Annotated in this window: 19 protein-coding genes; 8 read left to right on the plus strand and 11 right to left on the minus strand. The window is 70.2% G+C overall.

Going from position 1 to position 25,202, the window contains the following annotated elements:
• The first annotated feature begins 1 nt into the window (after position 1).
• Genes ACXDC7_RS13905 through ACXDC7_RS13915 form a run of 3 tightly spaced genes read left to right on the plus strand, consistent with a single transcriptional unit; the run spans position 2 to position 2,867 of the window.
• Positions 2 to 1,141 carry an acyl-CoA dehydrogenase family protein gene (locus ACXDC7_RS13905; RefSeq protein WP_179445871.1) on the plus strand — a complete coding sequence of 380 codons (1,140 nt, stop codon included), beginning with the start codon at positions 2 to 4 and terminating at the stop codon, positions 1,139 to 1,141.
• A 26-nt stretch (positions 1,142 to 1,167) separates the two neighbouring features.
• The gene (gene mmsB, locus ACXDC7_RS13910) at positions 1,168 to 2,088 is read left to right on the plus strand and encodes a 3-hydroxyisobutyrate dehydrogenase (protein ID WP_179445870.1); all 921 of its coding nucleotides are present in this window, start codon (positions 1,168 to 1,170) and stop codon (positions 2,086 to 2,088) included.
• Entirely contained in the window at positions 2,085 to 2,867 is a 783-nt protein-coding gene (locus tag ACXDC7_RS13915; RefSeq protein WP_179445869.1) for an enoyl-CoA hydratase, read from the plus strand. The genes mmsB and ACXDC7_RS13915 overlap by 4 nt, the downstream gene beginning before the upstream one ends.
• Positions 2,868 to 2,913: 46 nt before the next feature.
• Here the strand turns inward: ACXDC7_RS13915 and ACXDC7_RS13920 are convergent, their stop codons facing one another.
• Positions 2,914 to 3,435: a MarR family winged helix-turn-helix transcriptional regulator gene (locus tag ACXDC7_RS13920; protein ID WP_179445868.1), complete on the minus strand. Its 522-nt coding sequence runs from the start codon at positions 3,433 to 3,435 to the stop codon at positions 2,914 to 2,916.
• A gap of 8 nt (positions 3,436 to 3,443) precedes the next feature.
• Complete coding sequence (locus tag ACXDC7_RS13925) at positions 3,444 to 4,286, minus strand: CPBP family intramembrane glutamic endopeptidase (protein WP_179445867.1); 843 nt, start codon at positions 4,284 to 4,286, stop codon at positions 3,444 to 3,446.
• Positions 4,287 to 4,403: 117 nt separating this feature from the next.
• Here ACXDC7_RS13925 and ACXDC7_RS13930 point away from each other — a divergent pair, with 117 nt between their 5' ends.
• Positions 4,404 to 5,639 carry a sensor histidine kinase gene (locus ACXDC7_RS13930; RefSeq protein ID WP_459222473.1) on the plus strand — a complete coding sequence of 412 codons (1,236 nt, stop codon included), beginning with the start codon at positions 4,404 to 4,406 and terminating at the stop codon, positions 5,637 to 5,639.
• On the plus strand, positions 5,636 to 6,271 hold the full coding sequence (locus tag ACXDC7_RS13935; protein ID WP_179445865.1) for a response regulator: 636 nt from the start codon (positions 5,636 to 5,638) through the stop codon (positions 6,269 to 6,271). Before ACXDC7_RS13930 ends, ACXDC7_RS13935 begins: the two co-directional genes overlap by 4 nt.
• Before the next feature lie 15 nt (positions 6,272 to 6,286).
• Here ACXDC7_RS13935 and uvrA read toward each other — a convergent pair whose 3' ends face one another.
• Entirely contained in the window at positions 6,287 to 9,301 is a 3,015-nt protein-coding gene (gene uvrA, locus ACXDC7_RS13940; protein WP_459222474.1) for an excinuclease ABC subunit UvrA, read from the minus strand.
• A gap of 68 nt (positions 9,302 to 9,369) precedes the next feature.
• Here uvrA and ACXDC7_RS13945 point away from each other — a divergent pair, with 68 nt between their 5' ends.
• Positions 9,370 to 10,068, plus strand: coding sequence for a maleylpyruvate isomerase family mycothiol-dependent enzyme (locus ACXDC7_RS13945; protein ID WP_459222475.1), 699 nt, complete (start codon positions 9,370 to 9,372; stop codon positions 10,066 to 10,068).
• Positions 10,069 to 10,105: 37 nt separating this feature from the next.
• The gene (locus tag ACXDC7_RS13950; protein ID WP_459222476.1) at positions 10,106 to 10,768 is read left to right on the plus strand and encodes an MBL fold metallo-hydrolase; all 663 of its coding nucleotides are present in this window, start codon (positions 10,106 to 10,108) and stop codon (positions 10,766 to 10,768) included.
• Between the two features lie 114 nt (positions 10,769 to 10,882).
• On the opposite strand, the gene ACXDC7_RS13955 is transcribed toward ACXDC7_RS13950, so the two are convergent.
• From ACXDC7_RS13955 to rpsA, 6 genes are all read right to left on the minus strand, one after another.
• Positions 10,883 to 12,040 (minus strand): TerC family protein, encoded by a 1,158-nt coding sequence (locus ACXDC7_RS13955; RefSeq protein ID WP_459222477.1) that lies wholly within the window; start codon positions 12,038 to 12,040, stop codon positions 10,883 to 10,885.
• A 184-nt stretch (positions 12,041 to 12,224) separates the two neighbouring features.
• Complete coding sequence (gene uvrB / locus ACXDC7_RS13960) at positions 12,225 to 14,327, minus strand: excinuclease ABC subunit UvrB (protein WP_179445860.1); 2,103 nt, start codon at positions 14,325 to 14,327, stop codon at positions 12,225 to 12,227.
• A gap of 45 nt (positions 14,328 to 14,372) precedes the next feature.
• Complete coding sequence (locus ACXDC7_RS13965) at positions 14,373 to 15,254, minus strand: hypothetical protein (protein ID WP_459222478.1); 882 nt, start codon at positions 15,252 to 15,254, stop codon at positions 14,373 to 14,375.
• The gene (locus tag ACXDC7_RS13970; RefSeq protein ID WP_179445858.1) at positions 15,251 to 16,351 is read right to left on the minus strand and encodes a PrsW family intramembrane metalloprotease; all 1,101 of its coding nucleotides are present in this window, start codon (positions 16,349 to 16,351) and stop codon (positions 15,251 to 15,253) included. The genes ACXDC7_RS13965 and ACXDC7_RS13970 overlap by 4 nt, the downstream gene beginning before the upstream one ends.
• Positions 16,352 to 16,598: 247 nt before the next feature.
• The gene (gene coaE, locus ACXDC7_RS13975) at positions 16,599 to 17,210 is read right to left on the minus strand and encodes a dephospho-CoA kinase (RefSeq protein ID WP_459222479.1); all 612 of its coding nucleotides are present in this window, start codon (positions 17,208 to 17,210) and stop codon (positions 16,599 to 16,601) included.
• A 111-nt stretch (positions 17,211 to 17,321) separates the two neighbouring features.
• On the minus strand, positions 17,322 to 18,797 hold the full coding sequence (rpsA, locus tag ACXDC7_RS13980; protein ID WP_179445856.1) for a 30S ribosomal protein S1: 1,476 nt from the start codon (positions 18,795 to 18,797) through the stop codon (positions 17,322 to 17,324).
• Positions 18,798 to 19,252: 455 nt separating this feature from the next.
• Between rpsA and ACXDC7_RS13985 the strand changes: the two genes are divergently transcribed.
• Entirely contained in the window at positions 19,253 to 20,785 is a 1,533-nt protein-coding gene (locus ACXDC7_RS13985; RefSeq protein WP_459222480.1) for an MDR family MFS transporter, read from the plus strand.
• Between the two features lie 315 nt (positions 20,786 to 21,100).
• On the opposite strand, the gene ACXDC7_RS13990 is transcribed toward ACXDC7_RS13985, so the two are convergent.
• A complete protein-coding gene (locus ACXDC7_RS13990) occupies positions 21,101 to 22,450 on the minus strand; it encodes a hypothetical protein (RefSeq protein ID WP_459222481.1) in 1,350 nt (449 codons plus the stop codon).
• A 10-nt stretch (positions 22,451 to 22,460) separates the two neighbouring features.
• Positions 22,461 to 25,199 (minus strand): DNA polymerase I, encoded by a 2,739-nt coding sequence (polA, locus tag ACXDC7_RS13995; RefSeq protein WP_459222482.1) that lies wholly within the window; start codon positions 25,197 to 25,199, stop codon positions 22,461 to 22,463.
• Positions 25,200 to 25,202: the final 3 nt, after the last annotated feature.

A 25,202-nucleotide genomic window follows, 5' to 3' on the forward strand; every position in this document is an offset into this window, starting at 1 on the left:
CATGTTCGAGCTGACCGAGGAGGATCGGGCGATCCGCGACACCGCGCGCGAGTTCGCCGCCGAACGGCTGGCACCGCATGCGGTCGAGTGGGACCAGGCCAAGCACTTCCCGGTCGACGTGTTGCGCGAGGCGGCCGCGCTCGGGCTCGGTGGGGTCTATGTCGGCGAGGATGTCGGCGGCTCCGGCCTGCGGCGGCTGGATTCGGTACGCATCTTCGAGGAGCTGGCCAAGGGCGATCCGTCGGTCGCGGCGTACCTGTCCATCCACAACATGGCCGCCTGGATGATCGATCGGTTCGGCAACGACGAACAGCGCAAGGCCTGGGTGCCGGGCCTGTGCTCGATGGAACAACTGGCCAGCTACTGCCTCAGCGAACCCGGTGCGGGCTCCGACGCCGCGGCGCTCGCCACCACCGCACGCCGCGACGGTGATCACTACGTCCTGAACGGGGTCAAGCAGTTCATCTCCGGTGCCGGCACCTCGGAGGTCTATGTGGTGATGGCCCGGACCGGCGAGGCGGGTGCCCGCGGGATCTCCGCCTTCGTCGTTTCGTCGGGTACGCCGGGACTCGGCTTCGGCGCCGAGGAACGGAAGATGGGCTGGAACTCCCAGCCGACGCGGCAGGTGATCATGGACGATGCCCGCGTACCGGCCGAGAACCTGCTCGGCGGCGAGGGCGGTGGATTCGGGATCGCGATGCAGGGCCTGAACGGCGGTCGGCTCAACATCGCCGCCTGTTCGGTCGGCGGCGGCCAGGCCGCGCTCGATGCCACGCTGCCCTATTTGTCCGGCCGGCACGCATTCGGTGGCGCGCTGATCGACAATCCGGCGCTGCAGTTCCGGCTGGCCGACATGCGGACCGAGCTGGAGGCGGCGCGAAGCTTGCTCTGGCGGGCCGCCGACGCCCTGGACCGGGGGGCTTCCGATGCGGTCGAGCTGTGTGCGATGGCGAAGCGTTTCGCCACCGACGCGGGATTCGCCGCGGCCAACGAGGCTCTGCAACTGCACGGGGGTTACGGTTATCTCGCCGAGTACGGCATCGAGAAGATCGTCCGCGACCTCCGGGTCCACCAGATCCTCGAGGGCACGAACGAGATCATGCGGGTCGTGATCGCCCGGTCCATGATCAACAAGGCTTGACCGCAAGGACGACGATGGAGTCACAGATGAGCACACAGCCCGAGCAGTCCCGCCGCATCGCCTTCCTCGGGCTGGGCAACATGGGCGGACCGATGGCGGCCAATCTTGTACGGGCCGGGCACCGGGTGACCGGTTTCGACCCCGTGCCGGAGGCGGTCGCCCGGGCCGAGGAGCACGGGATCACCGTCGTCGGCGCGGCGGAGGACGCCGTGCGCGGGGCGGAGGTCGTGATCACGATGTTGCCGAACGGGGCGCTGGTCCAGGAGGCGTACGTCGCGATCCTGCCGGCGGCCGATCCGGGCACGCTGTTCATCGACAGCTCGACCATCGACGTGGCCGATGCGCGCGCCGCCAACGATCTGGCGACGCGCTCGGGGCACCGCGCGATCGACGCCCCCGTCTCCGGCGGCGTGGTGGGCGCCGAGGCGGGCACGCTGGCGTTCATGGTCGGCGGCACCGAGGACGACTTCGCCGATGCGCAGCCGCTGCTGGAGGCGATGGGCCGCAAGATCGTGTACTGCGGCGGCCCGGGCAACGGTCAGGCGGCGAAGGTCTGCAACAACATGATCCTCGGGGTTTCCATGATCGCGGTCAGCGAGGCGTTCGTCCTCGGCGAGAAGCTGGGGCTGAGCAATCAGGCGTTGTTCGATGTCGCCGCGAATGCGTCCGGACAGTGCTGGTCGCTGACCACCAACTGCCCGATCCCGGGGCCGGTGCCGACCAGTCCGGCGAACCACGACTACCGGCCGGGATTCGCCGCCGCGCTGATGGACAAGGACCTCGGGCTGGCCTCGAACGCGGTACGCAACAATGCGGTGGCGGCAGAGCTCGGGCTGCACGCGGCCGAGATGTACCACCGCTTCGCCAGCTCCGGCGGGGGCGGCCTGGACTTCTCGGCGATCATCAACGACATCCGTGACCGGTCGACCAGCGAGGTGGAGCAATGAGCGAGCAGAACCCGGAGAACATCACCGTCGAGCAGCGCGGGCGCGTCGGCCTGATCACGCTGAACCGGCCGAAGGCGCTGAACGCGTTGAACCGCGATCTGATGGAGGAGGTGATCGCGGCCGCCCGGGCCTTCGACACCGATCCCGCGGTCGGCGCGATCGTGATCACCGGATCGGAGAAGGCCTTCGCCGCCGGGGCAGACATCAAGGAGATGCAGTCCCGGTCGTTCTCCGATGTCTACGGCGGCGATCTGTTCTCCGACTGGGACCGGATCACCAAGATCCGCAAGCCGATCATCGCAGCGGTCGCCGGCTACGCGCTCGGCGGCGGGTGCGAACTGGCGATGATGTGCGACCTGATCATCGCCGCGGACAGCGCGAAGTTCGGACAGCCCGAGATCAACCTCGGCGTGATTCCCGGGATGGGCGGTACGCAGCGTCTGACCCGCGCGGTCGGCAAGTCGAAGGCGATGGACCTGGTGCTGACCGGACGGATGATGGATGCCGAGGAGGCCGAACGGTCCGGGCTGGTTGCCCGAATCGTGCCGGCGGCCGAGCTGGTGGATGCGGCCGTGGCGGTCGCCGAGACCATCGGCGCCAAGTCCCTGCCCGTCGTGATGATGGCCAAGGAGGCGGTCAACGTGGCGCTGGAGACGACGCTGTCCGAGGGCGTGCGGTTCGAGCGGCGTACCTTCTTCTCGACGTTCGCCACCGAGGACCAGAAGGAGGGCATGTCCGCCTTCGTCGAGAAGCGCGACCCCGAGTTCAAGCACCGGTAGGCCACGACCACGGTGCGGCGCCGGCCCGAGAACCGGCGGGTCCGCGCTACCAGCGGCCGGCGCCATCCTCGAAGTCGCCCGCATCGCGACGCATCCCCGCCAGGATCTGCAGCAGCGGACCAAGATGATCACCCGGCAGCCCGACATTGCCGAACACCTCCGCGTTCAGCTTGCCGGTCGCCTCCATCGCGAGCTCTCGCCCGTCGCCGGTCAGCTCGATCAACGTGGCCCGGCGATCACTCGGGTGCGGCGCCCGGCGTACCAGGCCGGCCGACTCGAGCCGGTCCACCGCGTTGGTCACGCTCGTCGGGTGCACCTGCAGCCGCGCGCTGGCCTTCGCCATCGGCAGCGCCCCCGCCCGGCTGAAACTGAGCAGCATCAACAGCTCATACCTGGCGAAGGTCAGTTGGAACGGCCGCAGCACCTCCTCGACGCGCGCCAATACGATCTGCTGCGCCCGCATCAGCGAGGTGACCGCCGCCATCCCGTCGGCGACCTCGCCCCAACCGTGGGCCGTCCACTGACGGTGCGCCTCGGCGATCGGGTCGAGCGGGAGCGGTTCCGGCATGGGCCCGATCATCCCATGGGTACCCCGGTCGGCCGTGAGTCGCGCTGCCGAGCGATCCCGGCCGCGCCGCCGGCCAACGCGACGACGCCGACGATGACGAATGCCGCGCCCTGCAGCAGCCAGGCGATCGGGCCGCCGGCCGTGATGCCGAGCACGGCGAGGAACGACCAGCCGAAGTGGAACCCGGTGTGCACCCCGACCGCCGCCCACAGCGAGCCCGTGCGCAGCGCCAGCCCGGCCGCCGCCAGCCCGAACCCGAACGGGAGCACGAGATAGAGGAAGCGCTCGACGAGCGACTGCTGGCCGCCGCCGGACAGCAGGTGCGGCACCGCGAAGAAGATCGCGGAGAGCACCGCTGCGGTGACCGGCCCGGTGGGCACGGTGCGCTGGAACCAGCCCCGCCAGATCAGCTCCTCGCCGAAGCCCTGCAGGAAGAGCGCCCGCGCGACGATGTAGGCCGCCAACAGCGCGGGCGGGATGCCCGCCAGCTCGCTGGGCTCCGGGCGGGCGCCGAGCGCAGCCGCGAGGGCCGTGGCGGCCGCCGAGAGCGCGGTCGAGGCGCCGAGCACGACGAGCCCGATCACCAGCGTCCGGCGGGTGAACACCAGGCCGAGGGAGGCCAGCGAGCGGCGATCCCAGTACCGCGCCACCACCGCGACCAGCGCCACGACCACCAGCGGCACAACCAGCCAGCTCGCAACCTTCAGCGCCATCGCCTCGGTGACGCGCGCCGGATCGGCCAGGACGGCGCTCACCGGGATCAGCAGCAGCGACGGCACCAGCGCAGCCACCGTCATGATCACCATCGCGACAGCGAATCGAGCCAACACCAGGAGAATCTTCTTGATCATGTGATCAGCCTCGACGAGTGCCGCGACCGGTGCGCCACCCCGACGTCATGATCCGGCCGGGGCGACCCATGACGGCGGTCATGGGTCGAGCAGCCCCCGGCTGCCTAGGCTGGCCCCGTGACGGACGACCCGGACCATGACGCGAGCCAGGGTGGCGGCCCCGGCCGGGCGCCTCGCGACGGTCCCGCGCCGCGGCTGCCGAGACCGGCGGCACGGATCCTGGACGCGTTGTTCGGGTTGTGCCTGCTGGTCGGGCCGATCACCTCGATCCTGGTCGCCGATCGCTCGCCGGACCCGTCCTATCTCGGGGTCATCGCGGCGATGCTGATCCCGCTGGCCGCGGTCTGGGCGTACTGGCGTTCCGGGCGCGGCGGCCTCGTGTCGGCGATCGCCTTCGCCGTGCTCGCCGCGCTGGTCTCCCTGTTCGGCAATCTGCTGGTGCTGATGTTGCCGGCCTTGATCGTGATCACCCTCGCGGTGGGCCGCGCGGCGAGCCTGGCGCTGGCGTTCGGCCTGCTGACGATCGGTACGCTGCTCGGGCTGCTCGTGCCGGGCGGCGGGCCGGACAGCCTGCGCGAGCTTCCGCTGAACGCCCTGCTGCTCGCCCTGGGGCTGACGATCGCCTGGTTCGTCCGCGCGTACGCCGCCGAACTCACCCGATCGGAGCGGCTCGCCGCCGATGTGCTGCGCAATCGCGAGGCCGAGCGCGAGCTGGTGCTGGCCGAGGAGCGCGCGCGGGCCGCGCGGGAACTGCACGACGGGTTGGGCCATCGGCTGACGATGATCACGATGGCGCTGGACTTCGCCGAACGGGCGCGCGAACGCCAGCCCGACCGCGCCGACGCCGAGATCTCCGCCGCGCGCCGGGTGGCCGGGCAGACGCTCACCGAGATGCGCCGCTGGGTACGCGCGCTGGCCCCGGCCACCAGACCGGGCGCGACCGGCGCCGATGCGCTGGAGGCGATCGCGGACTCCTTCCGCGGGACGGGCCTGACCGTGACCGTGCAGGCGACCGGCGCCGCCGCCGCTCCGTCGGAGGAGATCGAGCTGTTCGCCCGCCGGTTCGTCCAGGAAGGGCTGACCAATGCCCTGCGGCACGGTACGCCCGATCGGGTCAGCATCGGTTGGCGACGACGGCCCGGCTCGCTGGAGCTGTCGGTGATCGACGAGTCCGCGCGCGCCGCTGCGGAGCCCGCCTCCCCCGAGCCCTGCTCACCGATCCCCGGATTCGGCCTGCGCTCGCTGGCAGATCGCGCCGGCGAGCTCGGCGGGCGCATCGACGCGACCCCCATCGAGCGCGGGTTCGCGCTGCGCGCCCGGCTGCCGCTGCCCAGGCCGGGGGATTCCCGATGATCGGCGTGCTGATCGTCGATGATCAACAACTGCTGCGGCGCGGGCTGCGGATGCTGCTGGAACTTCAGGACGGGATCGACGTCGTGGCGGAGGCCGCCGACGGGGCCGAGGCCCTGGCGATGATCGACAAGTACCGTCCGTCGGTGGTACTGACGGACGCCCGGATGCCCGGCATGGACGGTCCGGCGCTGGTCGCCGCATGCGCCGAGAGACACCCGGGCACGCCGGTGCTGGTGTTGACCACGTTCGACGACGAGCCGGTCGTGACGGCGGCCGTGGCGGCCGGGGCCGCCGGCTTCCTGCTCAAGGACACCTCCCCGGAGCGGCTGGCCGAGGCGGTACGCGGGGTCCTGCGCGGCGAGTTGATCATCGATCCGCGGGTCGCCCGGCTGGTGGTCGGGCCGCGATCACCGGGGCCGGACGGGCCGGGTCCGCTCGCGCGCCTCACCCCGACCGAGCGCGTCGTCGCCGGACATGTCGCCGAGGGGGCGACCAACCAGGCGATCGCCGAACGGATGGTGCTCTCGGAGGGCACGGTGAAGAACCACGTGTCCAGCCTGCTGCGCAAGCTCGATCAGCCCAACCGCACCGCCTTGGCGCTCGCCCTGCTGAAGTGGCAGCGCGATTCCTGATCGGCGGCAGGCCGCTCAGGACAGCAGCGCCTTGCGCCGCTTGGCCGACACCGGCTTCCGCGAGGAGGTCGAGGACTTCGCGGCCGCCTTCTTCGTGGTCCGCTTGCGGGGGGCCGACTTCTTGGCAGCGGTCGCACTCGCCGCCCCGTTGCGCTCGGCCCGGGGGCGGCTGCCGACCGGCACCTCGCTGCCCCGCAGCGCCTCGGCCAGGAACGCGCCCGTGTGCGAATCCGGGTCTGCCGCCACCTGCTCCGGCGTACCCTCCGCGATCACCTGACCGCCCCGGGTCCCGCCCTCGGGCCCCATGTCGATGATCCAGTCGCTGGTCTTGATCACATCGAGGTTGTGCTCGATCACCACCACCGAGTTGCCGGCGTCGACCAGCCGGCCGAGCACCAGCAGCAGCTTGCGGATGTCCTCGAAGTGCAGGCCCGTGGTCGGCTCGTCCAGCACATACATGGTCCGGCCCGTCGAGCGCTTCTGCAGCTCCGAGGCCAGCTTCACGCGCTGCGCCTCACCGCCGGACAGCGTCGGCGCCGGCTGCCCCAGCCGCACATAGCCGAGACCCACGTCGACCAGGGTCTGCAGGTGTCGCGCGATCGCCGGAATCGCCGCGAAGAACTCCAGCGCCTCCGAGATCGGCATGTCCAGGACCTCGGAGATGGTCCGGCCCTTGTAGTGCACCTCGAGTGTCTCCCGGTTGTAGCGCGCACCGTGGCAGACCTCGCACGGCACGTAGACATCCGGCAGGAAGTTCATCTCGATCTTGATCGTGCCGTCGCCCGCGCAGTTCTCGCAGCGGCCCCCCTTGATGTTGAAGGAGAACCTGCCCTGCTGGTAGCCGCGCACCTTTGCCTCCGGCGTCTCCGCGAACAGTCGCCGGACATGATCGAAAACCCCGGTATAGGTGGCCGGATTCGACCGCGGGGTGCGCCCGATGGGCGACTGGTCGACATGGATGATCTTGTCGATCTGGTCGGTGCCGGTGATCTTCTGGTGCCGCCCCGGCACCTCGCGGGCGTTGTAGATCTCCTTGGCCAGCGCGGTGTAGAGGATCTTGTTCACCAGCGTCGACTTGCCCGAGCCGGACACCCCGGTGACCGCGGTCAGCACACCGAGCGGGAAACTCACGGTGACATCGCGCAGATTGTTCTCCGTCGCCTTGTGCACCGTCAGCTCGCGGCCGGGGGTGCGCGGGCGGCGGCTCGCCGGCAACGGGATCGACCGGCACCCCGAAAGGTACGCCCCGGTCAGCGACTCACTCGACTCCAACAACTCGGGCACCGGTCCGGAGACGACCACATTGCCGCCGTGCTCCCCCGCCCCCGGGCCGATGTCGACGACCCAGTCGGCGGTCCGGATGGTGTCCTCGTCGTGCTCCACGACGATCAGCGTGTTGCCCATCCCCCGCAACCGCAGCAGGGTGTCGATCAGCCGCCGATTGTCGCGCTGGTGCAGGCCGATCGACGGCTCGTCCAGGACGTAGAGCACGCCGACCAGGCCGGAGCCGATCTGCGTCGCCAGCCGGATCCGCTGGGCCTCGCCGCCGGACAGGCTGCCGGCCGCCCGGGACAGCGTCAGGTAGTCCAGCCCGACGTCGAGCAGGAACCGCAGCCGCTCGTTGATCTCCTTCAGCACCCGGTCGGCGATCTGCCGCTCGCGGTCGGAGAGCTCCAGGCCGCCGAGAAACGCGGCGGCCTCATCGATCGACAGCGCGGCGATCTCGGCGATGTTCTTGCCGCCGACGGTGACGGCGAGCGAGCTCGGCTTGAGCCGGGCACCGTCGCAGGTCCGACAGGGCACCTCGCGCATGTAGCCCGCGAACCGCTCGCGGGTGGAATCGGTCTCGGCCTCGCGGTGCCGCCGCTCGATGTAGCCGACGGCGCCCTCGACCTTCGCCTGCCAGGACATGTTGCGCCCGTGCCGGGTGCGATAGCGCACCGTGATCTTGTCCCGCTGCCCGTGCAGCAGCAGCTTCTGCACCCGGGCTGGCAGGGCCCGCCACGGCGTATCCATCGAGAAGCTGTGCTCGGCGGCCAGCGCGCGCATCACCTTGTCGTAGTAGTCGGCCATGTTGCGGTTGGTCCAGACCGTGATCGCGCCCTCGGCCAGGCTCTTCTCCTCGTCGGGCACGACCAGCTCGGGGTCGACCTCCATCCGCGTGCCCAGCCCGGAACAGGCAGGACAGGCGCCCCACGGTCCGTTGAAGGAGAACTGCCGCGGCTCGAGCTCGTCGATGGCGATGTCGTGCCCGTTGGGACAGGCCATCTTCTCGGAGAACCGCCGCTCCCGGTCCGGCGCCTTCGCCTCGCGGTCGACGAAATCGACCGCCACCACACCGCCGGCCAGACCGAGCGCCGTCTCGACCGAATCGGTCAGCCGCTGCTTGACGCTCGGCTTGACCGCGATCCGGTCCACGATCACGTCGATGTCGTGCTTGCGGCGCTTGTCGAGCGTCGGCGGGTCGGTGAGCTGGTGCACCTCGCCGTCCACGCGGACCCGGCTGAAGCCCTGGGTCGCGAGATTGCGGAACAGGTCGACGTGCTCGCCCTTGCGGCCGCGCACCACCGGCGCGAGCACCTGGAACCGCGTACCCTCCTCCAGCTCCAGCAGCCGATCGACGATCTGCTGCGGGCTCTGCCGGCTGATCGGCGCGCCACAGACCGGGCAGTGCGGGTGCCCGGCGCGGGCGAACAGCAACCGCAGGTAGTCATAGACCTCGGTGATCGTGCCGACGGTGGAGCGCGGATTGCGGCTCGTCGACTTCTGGTCGATCGAGACCGCCGGCGACAATCCCTCGATGAAGTCGACGTCGGGCTTGTCGAGCTGGCCGAGGAACTGCCGGGCGTACGCCGACAGCGACTCGACGTAGCGGCGCTGGCCCTCGGCGAAGATCGTGTCGAACGCGAGGCTGGACTTGCCCGACCCGGACAGCCCGGTGAAGACGATGAGCGCATCCCGCGGCAGGTCGAGCGAGATGTCGCGCAGGTTGTGCTCGCGGGCACCGCGCACCAGCAACTGATCGGTCACCCGCCGATCGTATGCGCTCCCTCCGACACAACGAATCCGAGCGCCGACGGCCGGGATACCGTGGTGCCATGACCGCTGCCGACGACCTCCGGGCGAGCCTCGCACACGAAACCCAACACCTTCTCGGCGCGACGATCGCCGTCACCGACGAGCAGTGGCACGAGCCCAGCTCCCTGCCCGGGTGGACCCGCGCCCACCTGGCCACCCACATCGCCCGCAATGCCGACGGGCTGGTCCGACTGATCCGTGGCGCGCTCGACGGCACCCCGGCGCAGATGTATCCCTCCGACGAGGTGCGCGACGCAGAGATCGCCGAGGGGGCTACCCGGTCCGGTCTGGAGCTGCAACAGGATCTGGACGCCAGCGCCGGCCGGTTCGGCCAGGCGTTCGACGAGCTCGCCGAGAGCGGTCGGCTCGACGCGGTCGTGACGATGCGTGGCGGGGCCGAGGTGCCCGCCGGGTTGCTCGGGGTGGCCCGCCTCGGCGAGGTCGTCCTGCACCACGCCGACCTGGCGCTGGGCTACTCGCTGACCGAGGCCGACGGCCCGGCCCTGCAGGCCCTGCTCGAATGGGCAAGCAGACGGATGGGCCGCAAGCCGGAGATGCCGCCGGTGCTGCTGCGCTGGGAGGGCGGTGAGTTGTCCGTCGGCAAGGGCGAACCGACCGCGGTCGTGGAGGGTACGCCGGCCGCGCTGCTCGGCTGGTTGACCGGCCGCGACGGCGGTGCGGTGACCGGTGCCGACGGCATCGCCCCGCCGCCCTACTGATCCACCCGCGCCGAGCCACACCGAGGAGGAGGCAACGATGAACGCAGGCCACGTCGACCCCGGCGGCCCGCCCTTGGTCGAACAGATCGGTCCCGGGCTGACGCTGAGCAAGCTGTCGGTCGGCCCGATGGACAACAACGCCTACCTGCTGATCCCCGACGACGCCCCGGCCGTGCTGATCGATGCCGCCGCCGAACCGGACCGGCTGCGGGCCCTGATCGGCGACACCGAGGTCGGCACCATCGTCACCACCCACCGGCACCATGATCACATCGGCGCGCTGGCCGAGCTGGCCCGCGACACCGGGGCCCGGCTGGTCGCCGGTCGCCCCGACGCCGCCGCCATCGCCGACGCGACCGGCACCCGGCCGGAGCCGGTGTGGACCGGCGACGCGATCGGCATCGGCGGCTCCGAGCTCGCGGTGCTCGGGCTGGTCGGTCACACCCCGGGCTCGATCGCGATGGCGTACCGCCCCGCCGACGGCCGCCCCGCCCAGCTCTTCACCGGCGACTCGCTGTTCCCCGGCGGGCCCGGCAAGACCGCAAACCCGACCGACTTCGGCTCGCTGATGGACGATCTCGAATCGTCGGTCTTCGGTGCGTTCGACGACGCGACGGTGGTACGCCCCGGCCACGGCGACGACACCACCCTCGGCGCCGAACGACCCCACCTCGCGGAGTGGCGGGACCGCGGCTGGTGACATCGCAGCCCGGGCCAACCCGACCACGGGCGGTGATCGTGCTCCGCCGGGATCTCGTCGTGAGCTGACGCCCGCTGCGCGGACGCCAGCGGGCGTCAGCTCACACCGGAACCGTCAGCGCAGGTCGTGCGGATTGTGCAGCGGCCGATCGGTGTCATTCTCCGAGCCGGTCCCCGCCTCGCGCTCGTGGGCGGCGCGGACCTCTTCCGGGTCCCTGGCCGCGGCGGTCTCCTCGCGGCCGTGGGCGTCGGGCTCCAGGCCGTGCTCGACATTCCACCTGGACCGGATCAGGCTGGCCACGGTGGTGATCAACAGCACGCCGATGATCACGGTCAGCGACAGCCAGATCGGGATCTCGCCCTCGTTCGGCAGCGTCTTCACCGTGTCATAGGCCCACTGCATCGCCGGCCCGACCACGGGCGCCCCCGCGTACTGACCCGACTCGTGCATCGCGTGCAGGAAGAGCTTCACGCCGATGAACGCCAGGATCACCGACAGGCCGAGCGACAGGTAGACCAGCCGCTTCAGCAGCCCGCCGATCAGGAAGTAGAGCTGTCGCAGACCCATCAGGGCGAAGACATTCGCGGTGAAGACCAGGAACGGCTCCTGGGTGAGCCCGTAGATCGCGGGAATCGAGTCCAGGGCGAACAGGATGTCGGCGCTGCCGAGGGCGATGATCACCAGTGCCATCGAGGTGAGCACGCGCTTGCCGTCGATCTTCGCGGTCAGCTTGGTGCCGTGGTACTCGTCGACGAAGGGAAGGTGCCGGCGGGCGAACCGGACCATCGCATTGTCGCCGGTCTCCTCCTCATGCTTGCTGTAGTCGACGGCGAGCTTGATCGCGGTGTAGATGAGGAACAGGCCGAACAGGTAGAAGACCGCGGCGAACCGGTCAATCGCGACCGCCCCGACTGCGATGAAGATGCCGCGGAAGATCAGCGCCAGCACGATGCCGACGAGCAGCGCGAACTGCTGCAGGTGCCGCGGCACCTTCAGCGAGCCCATGATGATGATGAAGATGAACAGGTTGTCCATCGACAGGCTGTACTCGGTCAGCCAGCCGGCGAAGAACTCACCGCCGTAACGGGGCCCGGCGAAGATCGTCACGCCGATTCCGAAGATCACCGCCAGGCCGACATAGATCGCGACCGCGATCCCGGCTTCCTTCATCGAGGGCTCGTGCGGGCGCCGTCCGATGATGAAGATGTCGAAGGCCAGCACGCCGACCAGCACCACCGCGGTGATGATCCAGACATACAGATGGATATTCACTCAGAACCCTTCCAAGACACTCACTGCACATGTGTGATGAATCCTGGAGGTCTCTTCCGCCCGGTCCGGGCCGAGGACACCGGGGCGACCGATGGCCGCGCCGTGATGACGGCGTCCGCGTTGCAGGAATACTCCCCTCCGCGCCGTCCAGTATCGCAGGCGGACGCGGATCTGCGAAAACGCGTCAGCGGGTCGCCTCCAGATGCTGGCGCAGGTGCTTCTTCAGGTCCGAGATCTCGTCGCGCAGCCGCGCCGCAACCTCGAACTGCAGCTCCGCCGCCGCCGCATTCATCTGGTCGGTGAGCTCGGTGACGAGATCGGCCAGCTCGGTGGCCGGCAGGTCGGTCAGGTCTCGCGAGCTGACCCGGTCCACATCGCGCGGCACCGGCGACTTCACCCGCTGCCGGCCCTTGCCCTGCCCCGAGTACTCGGCGAGCAGCTTGGACGTGTCGGCATCCTCGCGGGCCAGCATGTCGGTGATGTCGGCGATCTTCTTGCGCAGCGGCTGCGGGTCGATGCCGTGCTCGGCGTTGTAGGCGGCCTGCAGCTCGCGGCGCCGATTGGTCTCGTCGATCGCGGCCGCCATCGACGGGGTGATCTTGTCGGCGTACATGTGCACCTGGCCGGCGACATTGCGCGCCGCGCGACCGATCGTCTGGATCAGCGACTTGTCGCTGCGCAGGAAGCCCTCCTTGTCGGCGTCCAGGATCGCGACCAGCGACACCTCGGGCAGGTCGAGCCCCTCGCGGAGCAGGTTGATGCCGACCAGCACGTCGTACTCCCCCATCCGCAGCTCGCGGAGCAACTCGACGCGGCGCAGGGTGTCGACCTCGGAGTGCAGGTAGCGGGTGCGCACCCCGTTCTCCAGCAGGTAGTCGGTGAGGTCCTCGGCCATCTTCTTGGTCAGCGTGGTGACCAGCACCCGCTCGTTGCGCTCGGCACGGGCCTTGATCTCGGCCATCAGGTCGTCGATCTGGCCCTTGGTCGGCTTCACCACGACCTCGGGGTCGACCAGCCCGGTCGGGCGGATGATCTGCTCGACGTGACCGTCGCTGCGGGCGATCTCGTAGTCGCCCGGGGTCGCGGACAGGTAGACGGTCTGCCCGATCCGGTCGCTGAACTCCTCGAAGGTCAGCGGCCGGTTGTCCATCGCGCTGGGCAGCCGGAACCCATGCTCGACGAGCGTGCGCTTGCGGGACATGTCGCCCTCGTACATCCCGCCGATCTGCGGCACCGTGACATGCGACTCGTCGATCACCAGCACGAAGTCGTCGGGGAAGTAGTCGAGCAGGCAGTTCGGCGGGCTGCCGGGCGCCCGGCCGTCGATGTGACGCGAATAGTTCTCGATCCCCGACGCCGTGCCGATCTGCCGCATCATCTCGATGTCGTAGGTGGTACGCATCCGCAGCCGTTGCGCCTCGAGCAGCTTCTGCTCCCCCTCCAGCTCGGCCAGCCGCTCCTCCAGCTCGGCCTCGATCCCGCGGATCGCCCGCTCCATCCGCTCCGGCCCCGCAACATAGTGACTGGCCGGCATCAGGTGGATCTCCTCATCCTCGGAGATCACCTCACCCGTCAGCGGGTGCATCGTCATCAACCGCTCGACCTCGTCGCCGAACAGCTCGATCCGGACCGCCATCTCCTCATACTTCGGGAAGACCTCGAGCGTGTCCCCGCGTACCCGGAAGGTGCCCCGCGTGCCCGCGACGTCGTTGCGCGTGTACTGGATGTTGACCAGGTCGCGCAGCAACCGGTCGCGGTCGATCGTGTCGCCGACCCGGACCGTGACCATCCGGTCGAGATACTCCTGCGCCGAGCCCAGCCCGTAGATCGCGGACACGGTCGCGACCACGATCACGTCGCGCCGGGTCAGCAGCGAGTTGGTCGCCGAGTGCCGCAGCCGCTCGACCTCCTCGTTGAGCGAGGAGTCCTTCTCGATGTAGGTATCGGTCTGCGGCACATAGGCCTCGGGTTGGTAGTAGTCGTAGTAGGAGACGAAATACTCCACCGCGTTCTTCGGGAAGAGCTGGCGCAACTCGTTGGCGAACTGGGCGGCGAGCGTCTTGTTCGGCTGCATCACCAGGATCGGCCGCTGCAACCGCTCGGCCAACCAGGCGATGGTTGCGGTCTTGCCGGTGCCGGTGGCGCCGAGCAGCACGACATCCTGCTCGCCGGCGTTGATCCGGCGCTCCAGGTCGGCGATGGCGGCTGGCTGGTCGCCGGCCGGGTCGAACTCGCTCTCGACCTTCAGCGGCGCGACCTGGCGCTTGAGCTCTGCTGCGGGACGCATGTCTGCCAGCGTACGCACCGGCACCGACAGTCCGCGCCGGAAGGCTCAGCCGCCCAACTGGGACCGCATCATCGAGCTGCTCATCGCGCCGAAACTCTGGGTCATCTCGTCCGAGTCCGGGGCGTTCGCCGCATCGAAGATCATCGATCCGATCACGGTCTGGTCGTCCTCGGTACGCACGGACACGAAGGCCACGATGCCGACCGTCTGCGACCCACCGCCCGAGGCCATCGTCACCGTCATGCTGCCGCTGGCCACGTCGAGCGCGGGGTCGACCTCGGTCCGCGTCGGCCCTTCCCGGTCGGCCTCGGTCCCCTCGGCCGCGAGCTGGTCGAAGTAGGAGCGCAGGGTCGCCTCCGCGCCGGCGCCGGTGCCCGCGCCGGCTTGGGCGACATAGACCGAGGTCCCGTCGGAGAGGACGACCGAGTTGGCGCCCCGCTCCTCGACCCGCCACCCGGGCGGCGGCTGCACGGTGACCCCGTCACCGACCTCGACGGCATCGCCGCTCGGCTCGTTCCCGCCACCGCCACCGCCACCGGTGCCGGGCCCGCTGGGCGGCGGATCGGTGGTCGCCGGTGGGGGCGGCACCGGTACGCTCGGCGCGCCCGCGTTCCGCGATCCGCCGGTGAAGCTGGACACTGCGCCGCCCAGGATGGCGATCAGGACCAGCGCCCCGACGATGATCCCGATGATCTTGAGCGGGCTGTTGCCCCTGGTCCGCGGCGGCGCCTGACCGGGACCCGGCGGCTGCGGCATGGCTCCCCACTGGGCCTGGGCCGGGGGCGGCCCGGCGTACGGCGCCTGCTGCGGTGCGAAACCCGGCTGCTGGCCGTACGGCTGCTGCGGCTGCTGCGGCTGCTGACCATAGGGCGGCTGGGGTTGCTGCGGCTGCCCGTAGGGCTGACCCGGTTGCCCCCACTGACTCATGCTCGCCCCCTACCCGCGGGATGGTGCGGTTTGTGCCGGGTCCGCACGGCCACGCCGCAGGCGCTGCAGAACGCCGCGCGGGAGAGCAGCGGCATCTCGCAGCGGTGGCAGAACTCCTCGGCTGCCTCCTCCAGCGCGCCCTCGTCGTCCTGCGCGTCCTCCAGCGCCGCCTCGATCAGACCCAGGTGCAGGATCCGGCGGATCCGCAGCAGCAACACGCTCAGGATGAGCAGCCCCCAGCCGATGCTCAGCACGACGCCGAGCGTCGGGTCGGCGAGGAAGCCGAGCAGGTAGACCCCGCCGGCATAGAGCACGTTCGCGGCGATCGCCTCGCCGAGCCCGCGCAGATAGCGGGGCGTGAACCCGTCATGGCCGCGGCCCAGACCGGAGAACTCGGCACAGGCGATGCCGGTGGCCGTGCCGATCACCAGCGGCTTCACGAAGCCTTCGAGGAAGAGCAGCGACATCCACAGGCCGGGGTCGATCTCGCGGACCAGGCCCCCGGTGACCAGCGGCCAGTGCCGCACGAGCGTGTCGGCGGTGGCATAGGCGACACCGGAGATGATGCCGAAGGTCGTGCCGTCCAGCAGGTCGTCGAAGCGCGGCCGGCTGGCCAGCAGGAGCGGGCCGACTTGGCGCAGCACCTCACCGATCACCGGTACGACGACGGCCACGATCAGCAGGCCGCCGATCGTCGGGCCGAGGGTGCCGCCGAGACCTCCGGGCAGGGGCCGCGTACCCGATCCGCCGAGCCAGACCCACCAGACGAGCGTGAAGCCCAGCGCCAGGACGAACGTCAGCGCGAAGGCCAGGGCCGTGACCTGGACGGGATGGTCGTCCCACAGGTTCACGTCGTAGAGGTAGACGATGTAGATGATCGGGATGGCGAAGGCCGCCAGCAGCACCGCGATCGGCAGCGCCCCGAAGCAGGCGGCGAGCAGCGTCATCACCAGCGCGACGACGAGCGCGACCCGGTACGTCTGCGGCCGCTCCGCCGCACCCCGCGGCATGATCGTGGAGACCACCGCGAACGACGCGACCGGTTCGTCCGGCTTGACGGCGAAAGACCTGCGGCGAGCCAGATCCGGTGTGCGCATGTCCTGACCACAGTGGTGGCAGAAGTGCGCGACCTCGGGCAGCATGGCGCGACAGCGTGAGCATTCCACGCCGAACCTCCTGATCGAATGGGGATGGCTCCCCGGGCGGGCGGGATCAGTGATCCCGGCACCACACTCCCGGATGAACGGCTCAAATCGCCGGATCCACGCCCGAGAACACCGATCGAGTTTGGTGGCAGCGCGCAGCCCTCGCCCACGTCGACCCGATCCATTGCCGCTCCGAGGGTCAGGGCCGCGGAGCCGCGCTGGCTCGGCGTACCAGCTCCTGCCAGACCCGGTCGGCCTCGACCAGCAGTTGGTCCCGGTCACCGGCGTTGTCGACGACCAGGTCGGCCACCGCGAGCCGTTCGGTACGCCCGGCCTGGGCGGCGATCCGCGCGCGGGCCTGCTCGGCGCTCGACCCGTCGCGGGCCATCGCCCGGCGCAGCTGGACCTCGGTGGGCAGGTCAACCACGACGACCAGGTCGAAGCCCTCGGCTCGTCCGGTCTCGACCAACAACGGGATCACGTGGACCACGATCGCGTCCGGCGGCGCGGCCCGCTCCAGCTCGGCCGCCCGGGCCCGGATCAGCGGATGCAGGAGCCGCTCCAGATCCTTGCGTGCTTCGGGATCCGCAAACACCACCGCGCCCAGCGCCTTCCGGTCCACGCCGCCGTCGGCGGCACGGACCTGGTCACCGAACCGCTCCAGTACCGACGCCAGCCCGGGCGTGCCGGGGCCGACGACCTCGCGGGCGAGCAGATCGGAGTCGATCAACACGGCCCCGTGCTCGGCCCAACGATCGGCGACGGATGTCTTGCCCGAGGCGAGGCCTCCGGTGAGTGCGACCCGCAGCATGCGAGCGATGCTACGGCAGCCGCGCCCGCGGCCCGGACCGGTTGCTGTCCCCTGGTGCGGAAACGACAACGGCCCCGCTCCGTCGAGGAGCGGGGCCGAAGCGTCGGGCGATCAGGCTCCGGTGAGCTTGTCCCGCAGGGCCTGCAGGGCTTCGTCGGAGGCCAGCGAGCCGGCGGCGGGCGCCGGGCCGGAGGCGTCATCGGTCGACTCCGCCGCACCACCGCTGCTGTAGCCGGTGTCGGCGACGGCGCTGGCATTGTCCGCAGACTGCTCGGCCTGCTCGACCTGGCGCTTGTGCGCCTCCCAGCGGGCGTGCGCTTCGGCGTACTGCTGCTCCCAGGCGCGCTGCTGCTCCTCGTAGCCTTCCTTCCACTCCTGGGTCTCCGGATCGAAGCCCTCGGGGTAGACGTAGTTGCCCTCGGCGTCGTAGGAGGCGGTCATCCCGTACAGCGCCGGGTCGAAGTCGTCGGCGTTCACGTCGACGTCCTCGTTGGCTTGCTTCAGCGACAGCGAGATCCGGCGGCGCTCCAGGTCGATGTCGATGATCTTGACCAGCACCTCGTCGTTGACGCTGACGACCTGCTCGGGGATCTCGACGTGGCGGGCGGCCAGCTCCGAGACGTGCACCAGGCCCTCGATGCCCTCCTCGACGCGGACGAACGCGCCGAACGGGACCAGCTTGGTGACCTTGCCCGGCACGATCTGGCCAAGCTGGTGCAGGCGGGCGAAGGCCTGCCACGGGTCCTCCTGGGTCGCCTTCAGCGACAGCGAGACGCGCTCGCGGTCCATCTCGACGCTGAGCACCTCGACGGTGACCTCGTCACCGACGGCGACGACCTCCGACGGGTGGTCGATGTGCTTCCAGGACAGCTCGGAGACGTGCACCAGGCCGTCCACACCGCCAAGATCGACGAAGGCGCCGAAGTTGACGATGGAGGACACGACGCCCTTGCGGATCTGGCCCTTCTGCAACTGGGTGAGGAAGGTCTGGCGTACCTCGGACTGGGTCTGCTCCAGCCACGCGCGACGCGACAGCACCACGTTGTTGCGGTTCTTGTCGAGCTCGATGATCTTGGCCTCGAGCTCCTGACCGACGTAGGGCTGCAGGTCGCGGACGCGGCGCATCTCGACGAGCGAGGCGGGCAGGAAGCCGCGCAGACCGATGTCCACGATCAGACCGCCCTTGACCACCTCGATGACCTGGCCGGTGACCACGCCGTCCTCGTCCTTGATCTTCTCGATCGTGCCCCAGGCGCGCTCGTACTGGGCGCGCTTCTTGGACAGGATCAGGCGACCCTCCTTGTCCTCCTTCTGCTGGACGAGGGCCTCGATCTCGTCGCCGACCTCGACCACCTCGAAGGGGTCGACGTCGTGCTTGATGGACAGTTCCTTGGACGGGATCACGCCCTCGGTCTTGTAGCCGATGTCCAGGAGAACTTCGTCGCGGTCGACCTTGACGACCGTGCCGGAGACGATGTCTCCGTCGTTGAAGTACTTGATGGTCTTGTCGATTGCCTCGAGAAAGGCTTCGGGCGAGCCGAGGTCGTCGACGGCAACCTGCGGGGATGCCTCGAGGGAGGACGTCATGTAGTAGGGCTCCGATTGATGGTCTGCAAATGTTGGGCGCGCCGCGGATCCGATTTCGCCGCCGACGGGCGGCCGGCGAGCGCAGCCTGCTCGGTCTGAGTCTGCGCAGGCCACAGCGCCCGGCAAGTCTATCCGCCCCGGTCGGAGTCGGGCAAACACGAGACCATCGGCGGAACTGGGCGTCCCGCTCCCCTCGAGCCTAGGGGAGGTACGCCGTCGCGCCGGCTCGCCGCGGCCCGCGTGTCGGCCCGCGGTGGATCCGCGTCGGTGGACCCCGGACACCCGCGCCGAAATCCGGATGCAGCGCCGGGAATGCGGGGGCTAGCGTGGGTGTTGGCACAGGTGCTGCGGCGGTTTGCAGAAGGCAAGATCGGAGATGCCCTGTGTCGGCGCCGGGGCCTAGCTTTGCATCACCGGCGGCAGTCCGTCGGCTCGAACCCTTCGGGAAGGCAATCATGTCCCTCGACACGTCCCACGCCGGCGACGTACCCACGAATGAACCCGATACCGGCCGCACACCCCCGGGCGACCTGCTGGTGATCGGCCTGATGCTCGCGGCGGCATTCGTCGTCATCCTCAACGAGACGATCATGGCCAATGCGCTGCGCCCGCTGATGCTGGACCTGGGCGTCGACGAGCGGACCGGCCAGTGGCTTTCCACCGCGTTCATGCTGACCATGGCCGTGGTCATCCCGCTGACCGGCTGGGTGATCCAGCGGTTCAGCACCCGCACCGTCTTCATCACGGCGATGACCCTGTTCACGACGGGCACCGTCATCGCGCTCGTGGCCCCCAACTTCCCCGTGCTGCTGGCCGGGCGCATCGTGCAGGCCTCGGGCACCGCGGTGATGATGCCGCTGCTGATGACCACGATCCTCAACCTGGTGCCGATGCAGCGCCGCGGCGCGATGATGGGCAACATCACCATCGTGATGTCGCTGGCGCCGGCCCTCGGCCCCACGGCCTCCGGGCTGATCCTGCAGGGATTCGGCACCTGGCGCGCGATCTTCGGTGTGATGGTCCCGATCGCCCTGACGATGCTGATCCTCGGCATCCTGAAGCTGGTCAATGTCGGCGAGTCCGGCGGCGGCACCTTCGACGCCGTGTCGATCCCGCTCGCGGTGCTCGGTTTCGGCGGGATCGTCTACACCCTGAGCCAGATCGGTGAGTCGAGCGGCGGTGGCGTACCGATCTGGGTGTCGGCGGCGATCGGCGTGGTCGGCGTGGCGCTGTTCATGGGTCGGCAGTTGCAGTTGCAGCGTCGCACCGGCGCCCCGCTGCTGGACCTGCGTACCTTCCGGCATCGGCGGTTCGGGCTCGGCCTGGCGGTGATGGTGATCGCCTTCGCCGGGCTGATGGGCACCGCGATCCTGCTCCCGCTCTACCTGCAGGGGGTGCTCGGGCTGGTGCCGCTGCAGGCCGGCCTGGTCGTGCTGCCGGGCGGCATCGTGATGGGCCTGAGTGGGCCGATCGTCGGGCGGATCTTCGACCGGTTCGGCCCGCGGGTGCTGGCGCTGCCGGGCACGCTGCTGCTCGCGGCCTCGCTGTTCGCCTTCAGCCGGGCCGGGGAATCGACGCCGGTGTGGATGATCGTCGCGGCGCACATCGCGCTGATGGTCGGCCTGTCGATGCTGTTCACGCCGATGTTCACCACGGCGCTGAACGATCTGCCCCCGCATCTGTACCCGCACGGCAGCGCGTGGCTCGGCTCGCTGCAGCAGGTCGCCGGTGCCGCCGGCACGGCCCTGCTGGTCACGGTCTCGGCGACGGTCGCGGTGGCCACCGCCGGCGCGACCGGCGACCCGGCCGCCGCCGGCCCGCAGGCCGCCGGCTTCGAGACGGCGATGAGCGTCGGCGCGGTGATCGCGCTGCTGGCCGTCCCGCTGGTGCTGGCGCTGGGCCGGGGCAAGCCCACCGAGCCCGTCGCCGCCGCGAGCGGTCCGGTGGGCGACGGTGTACCGGCCGCCGAGGCACCGCCCGCGCACTGACGCGCACTGACGCGCACTGACGCGCACAACAAGGGGCGCCGGTCATCCGTGACCGGCGCCCCTTGTCGTGTCCGGGCACCATCGGCGAGGTCCGTGTCCCGCCCGATTCTGGAGCCCCGTACCGGAGCCGCAATTTCTCCCGTAGCTGATGCCCTCAAGTCCGCTCCAGAGCGGGCATAACTGCGGAAACAATTCGGGACGGGGAGCGCGTAGCGACGCCGGGCGGCGCACGGAGAGTCAGGCGGCGCGAGGGGAGTTCAGGCGGCGCGAGGGGAGTCAGGCGAGGCCCGGAGAGTCAGGCGGCGTTGCGGAGCGTCAGTGGCGGGCGGCGTTGCGGTGCGACGGGTCGGGCTGCGCCGCCGCCCCCTGCGCCGCCGCCCCTTGCGCAGATTTGCCGGCAGGGGCGCCGTCACGCCTGCTGGCCGGGGCGCCGTCACGCCTGCTGGCCGCAGCGCCGTCACGCCCGCCAGCCGCCGCACCGCCACGCTCGCCGGCCGAGGTGCCGCCACCGGCCGCCGCACCGTCACGCCCGCCGACGGCCGCGCCGCCACGCTCGCGGGCCTCGACGGCGGCGTCTCCCACCGCGGCGTCCGAGGTGCCACCGCCCTCCACAGCGGGAGCCGGGTGTCCATCGAGGGCGGCAACCCGCCGGACGAAGACGGTCACCCAGGAGAAGATCACGGTTGCCGACACGACCTCCACGGCGGTCCAGGTGAAGTAGCCGACGACCCGGCTGAGGAAGATCGCGGCGACCACGATGCCGACCGCACCGCCGGAGGCCCAGACGAATCCGCGGTCGAGGCCGAGCACCTTGATCGGGGTCAGCGCCATCAACAGGACCAGGGTCAGCGCCATCGCCATGGCGAAGGCGACATGCACCGGGCGGGAGGTGCTGACCGGGATCGCGCCGATCAGGACCATCAGCACGCCCGCCCCGCCGAGCAGCCAGCGCAGCAGGCGCCGGCCGCCCGGCCGCACTTGGGCGGCATGCCGGCGTAGATCGTGGTCCAGATAGTCCACCAGCACCACGACGGCGATGCCGGAGAGCACGAGCGTGACATTCAGCGTCAGCGCCCCGAAGCTGCCCATCCCGCCGAGCTGGGAGAAGTCGCGCTGCCACCACGTGGAGTCGCGGGCGATCAACATGGCGCCGATGCAGCCCGTCGCCAGCATCGTGATCAGCACGCTGGCCAGGTGCACGGTGCTGGTGATGGTGGCCGAGTACTGGGCCAGCACGGCCGCCACGAAGGCCGCGACCATGATCAACAACGCGCCCGCCACCGGATCGAGGGTGAGATCGTAGAAGCCCTGCTGGAACAGCCCGAAGACGCCCAGGCACAGCAGCCACGCGATCAGCGCGTGCGCCAGCGTCAGCACCACCACATCGAGGTGCCAGCGCGTGGTGGGCTGGTGCCGACGCCAGGCCAGCTCCGGACGACGGTTGGCCCGCGCCCGCTCGACCGGGTACGCCACGGCGGCCGCGACGCCGCAGACCACCGACGCGATCAGACCGATCGACGCACCGCGCGCCATCAACGGCAGGTGCTGACCCCACAGCAGCACCACCCCGACCACCAGCCCGGCCACCCCGAAGCATGACGGCAGCACGCGACTCAGGTCGCGGTGGCGCGGCGCCGGATCCGGTCCGGGGTGCTCGGCTGACATCGTGCTCTCCTCAGTGCGCGGCGTCGAACCACGACCTACCGGCTCCGACGGAAACATCCAGCGGCACTGTCAGCTCGACGGCGTGTCCCATCTTGTCGCGCACGAGCGTCTCGAGCGAATCCCGCTCGCCCGGGGCCACCTCGAAGACCAACTCGTCGTGCACCTGGAGCAGCATCCGGCTGCGCAGCCCCGCCTCCGCGATCGCCTGCTCGACGTCGAGCATGGCGATCTTGATGATGTCGGCGGCCGACCCCTGGATCGGCGCATTCAGCGCCATCCGCTCGGCCATCTCGCGGCGCTGGCGGTTGGAGCTCATCAGATCGGGCAGGTACCGGCGCCGCCCGAGCAGCGTCTCCGTGTACTCCGTGCGTCGCGCCCCGTCGACCAGCGATCGCAGGTAGTCGCGTACCCCGCCGAATCGCTCGAAGTACTCCTCCATCAGCGCCTTCGCCTCGGAGGTGTCGATCTTGAGCTGCTGACTCAGGCCGAACGCGCTCAGGCCGTAGGCCAGGCCGTAGTTCATCGCCTTGATCCGGGCGCGCTCGGTCGTGCCGATCGCGTCGGGGGCGAGGTCGAACACCTTGGCGGCGGTGATGGTGTGGAAGTCCTCGCCCGACCGGAATGCCTCGATCAGGTCGGCATCCTCGGAGGCGTGCGCCATGATCCGCATCTCGATCTGGGAGTAGTCGGCCGTCAGCAGCGAGTCGAATCCGTCGCCGACTACGAAGGCCCGGCGGATCCGGCGGCCCTCGTCGGTCCGGATCGGGATGTTCTGCAGGTTCGGCTCGGTGCTGGACAGCCGGCCGGTCGCGGCGATCGTCTGCAGATAGGTGGTGTGGATCCGGCCGTCGTCGGTGACCGCCTTCAGCAGGCCCTCGACGGTCTGCCGCAGCCGGATCGCGTCGCGGTGGGCCAGCAGGTGGGCCAGGAACGGGTGCTCGGTCTTCGCGAAGAGCTGCTGCAGCGCATCGGCGTCGGTGGTCCATCCGGTGCGGGTGCGCTTGGTCTTCGGCATCCCGAGCTCGTCGAACAGCACCACCTGCAACTGCTTCGGCGAGCCGAGATTCACCTCCTTGCCGAGCACGTCGTAGGCCCGCTGCGCGGCATCGCGCACGGCGGCGTCGAATTCCGACTCCAGGCCCGCCAGATAGTCAGTGTCGACGGCGATGCCCGCCTTCTCCATCGTCGCCAGCGTCCGCTCCAGCGGCAGCTCGACATCGGTCAGCAGGTGCGAGTTGCCGCGCGCGGCAAGTTGTTCGTCGAGGGCGACGGACAGATCGATCACGGCCCGCGCCCGGACCATCGCCGCCTGGGCCGCCGCCTCGGAGGTCGAGGTCTCGGTGTCGGCGAACAGGGTCGCCTGATCGGTGTCGACGCCGATCTCGGGCGTGTCCACCGCCAGCTCGCGCTTGAGGTGGCGCAACACCAGATCGGCCAGGTCGAAGGTGCGCTGGTCGGGCTTCAACAGGTACGCCGCAAGCTCGGTGTCGGACACGATGCCGCGCAGATCCCACCCCCGCGCCCAGGCCGCGAGCAGTGGACCCTTGGCGCCGTGCAGCGCCTTCGGTCGGTCGGGATCGGCGAGCCAGTCGGCCAGCGCGCGCTCGTCGGCGGGCCCGAGCTCGGTCGCATCCACCCAGGCGCCGGAGCCGTCGGCCGAGGCCAGCGCCACGATGTGCACCTGCCCCGTGCCCGATCCCCAGGTGCCGAGCACCTCGACGCCGGTGCGCTCGGCGGCGGCGTGCTCGTCGAGCCAGCCCGCCACCTCGCCCTCGCCCAGGCGCATCCCGGTCAGCTCGAAGCCGCCCTCGGGCGCGGCCTCCTCGTCCGGCAGGCTCTCCAGCAGCCGGTCGCGCAGCACCCGGAACTCGAGGGCGTCGAACAGCGTGTGCGTCGCCTCCCGGTCCCACGCCCGACGCTCCAGATCGGGCAGCGCGACGGCGAGCTCGAGGTCGCGGACCACGGCGTTGACCCGGCGGTTCAGCCGGACGGACTCCAGGTGATCGCGCAGGTTCTGCCCGGCGACCCCCTTGATCTGGTCGGCATGCGCCAGCAGCGTCTCCAGGTCTCCCCACTCGCCCAGCCATTTGGCCGCGGTCTTCGGCCCGACCTTGGGCACGCCGGGCAGGTTGTCGCTGCTCTCCCCGACCAGCGCGGCCAGATCGGGATAGCGCTCCGGGGCGACCAGGTAGCGCTCCTCGACGGCCTGCGGGGTCATCCGGGCGAGATCGGACACCCCCTTGCGCGGATAGAGCACCGTCACCGAGTCGGTCACCAGTTGCATCGCGTCGCGGTCGCCGGTGGCGATCAGCACCTCGGCTCCGGCCGCCGACGCCGTGGTGGCCAGCGTCGCGATGATGTCGTCGGCCTCGAAGCCCTCCAGCTCCACATGACTGACGTTGAGCGCGTCCAGCACCTCCTTGATCAACTGGACCTGGCCCTTGAACTCGTCCGGCGAGCTGCTCCGGTTGGCCTTGTAGTCGGCGTACAGCTCCGAGCGGAACGTCTGCCGCGACACGTCGAAGGCGACCGCGAGGTGGGTCGGCTGCTCGTCGCGCAGCACATTGATCAACATCGAGGTGAAGCCGAACACCCCGTTGGTGTGCTGGCCCGTGCGGGTGGCGAAATTCTCCACCGGCAGGGCGAAGAACGCCCGGTAGGCGATCGAGTGCCCGTCGATCAGCAGCAGCTTCGGCCGCTGCGCCGCACCGTCGCCATTGCCCGCGCTGGGAGTCGTCGCTTTCACCACGGA

The organism is Naumannella huperziae (assembly GCF_054073625.1).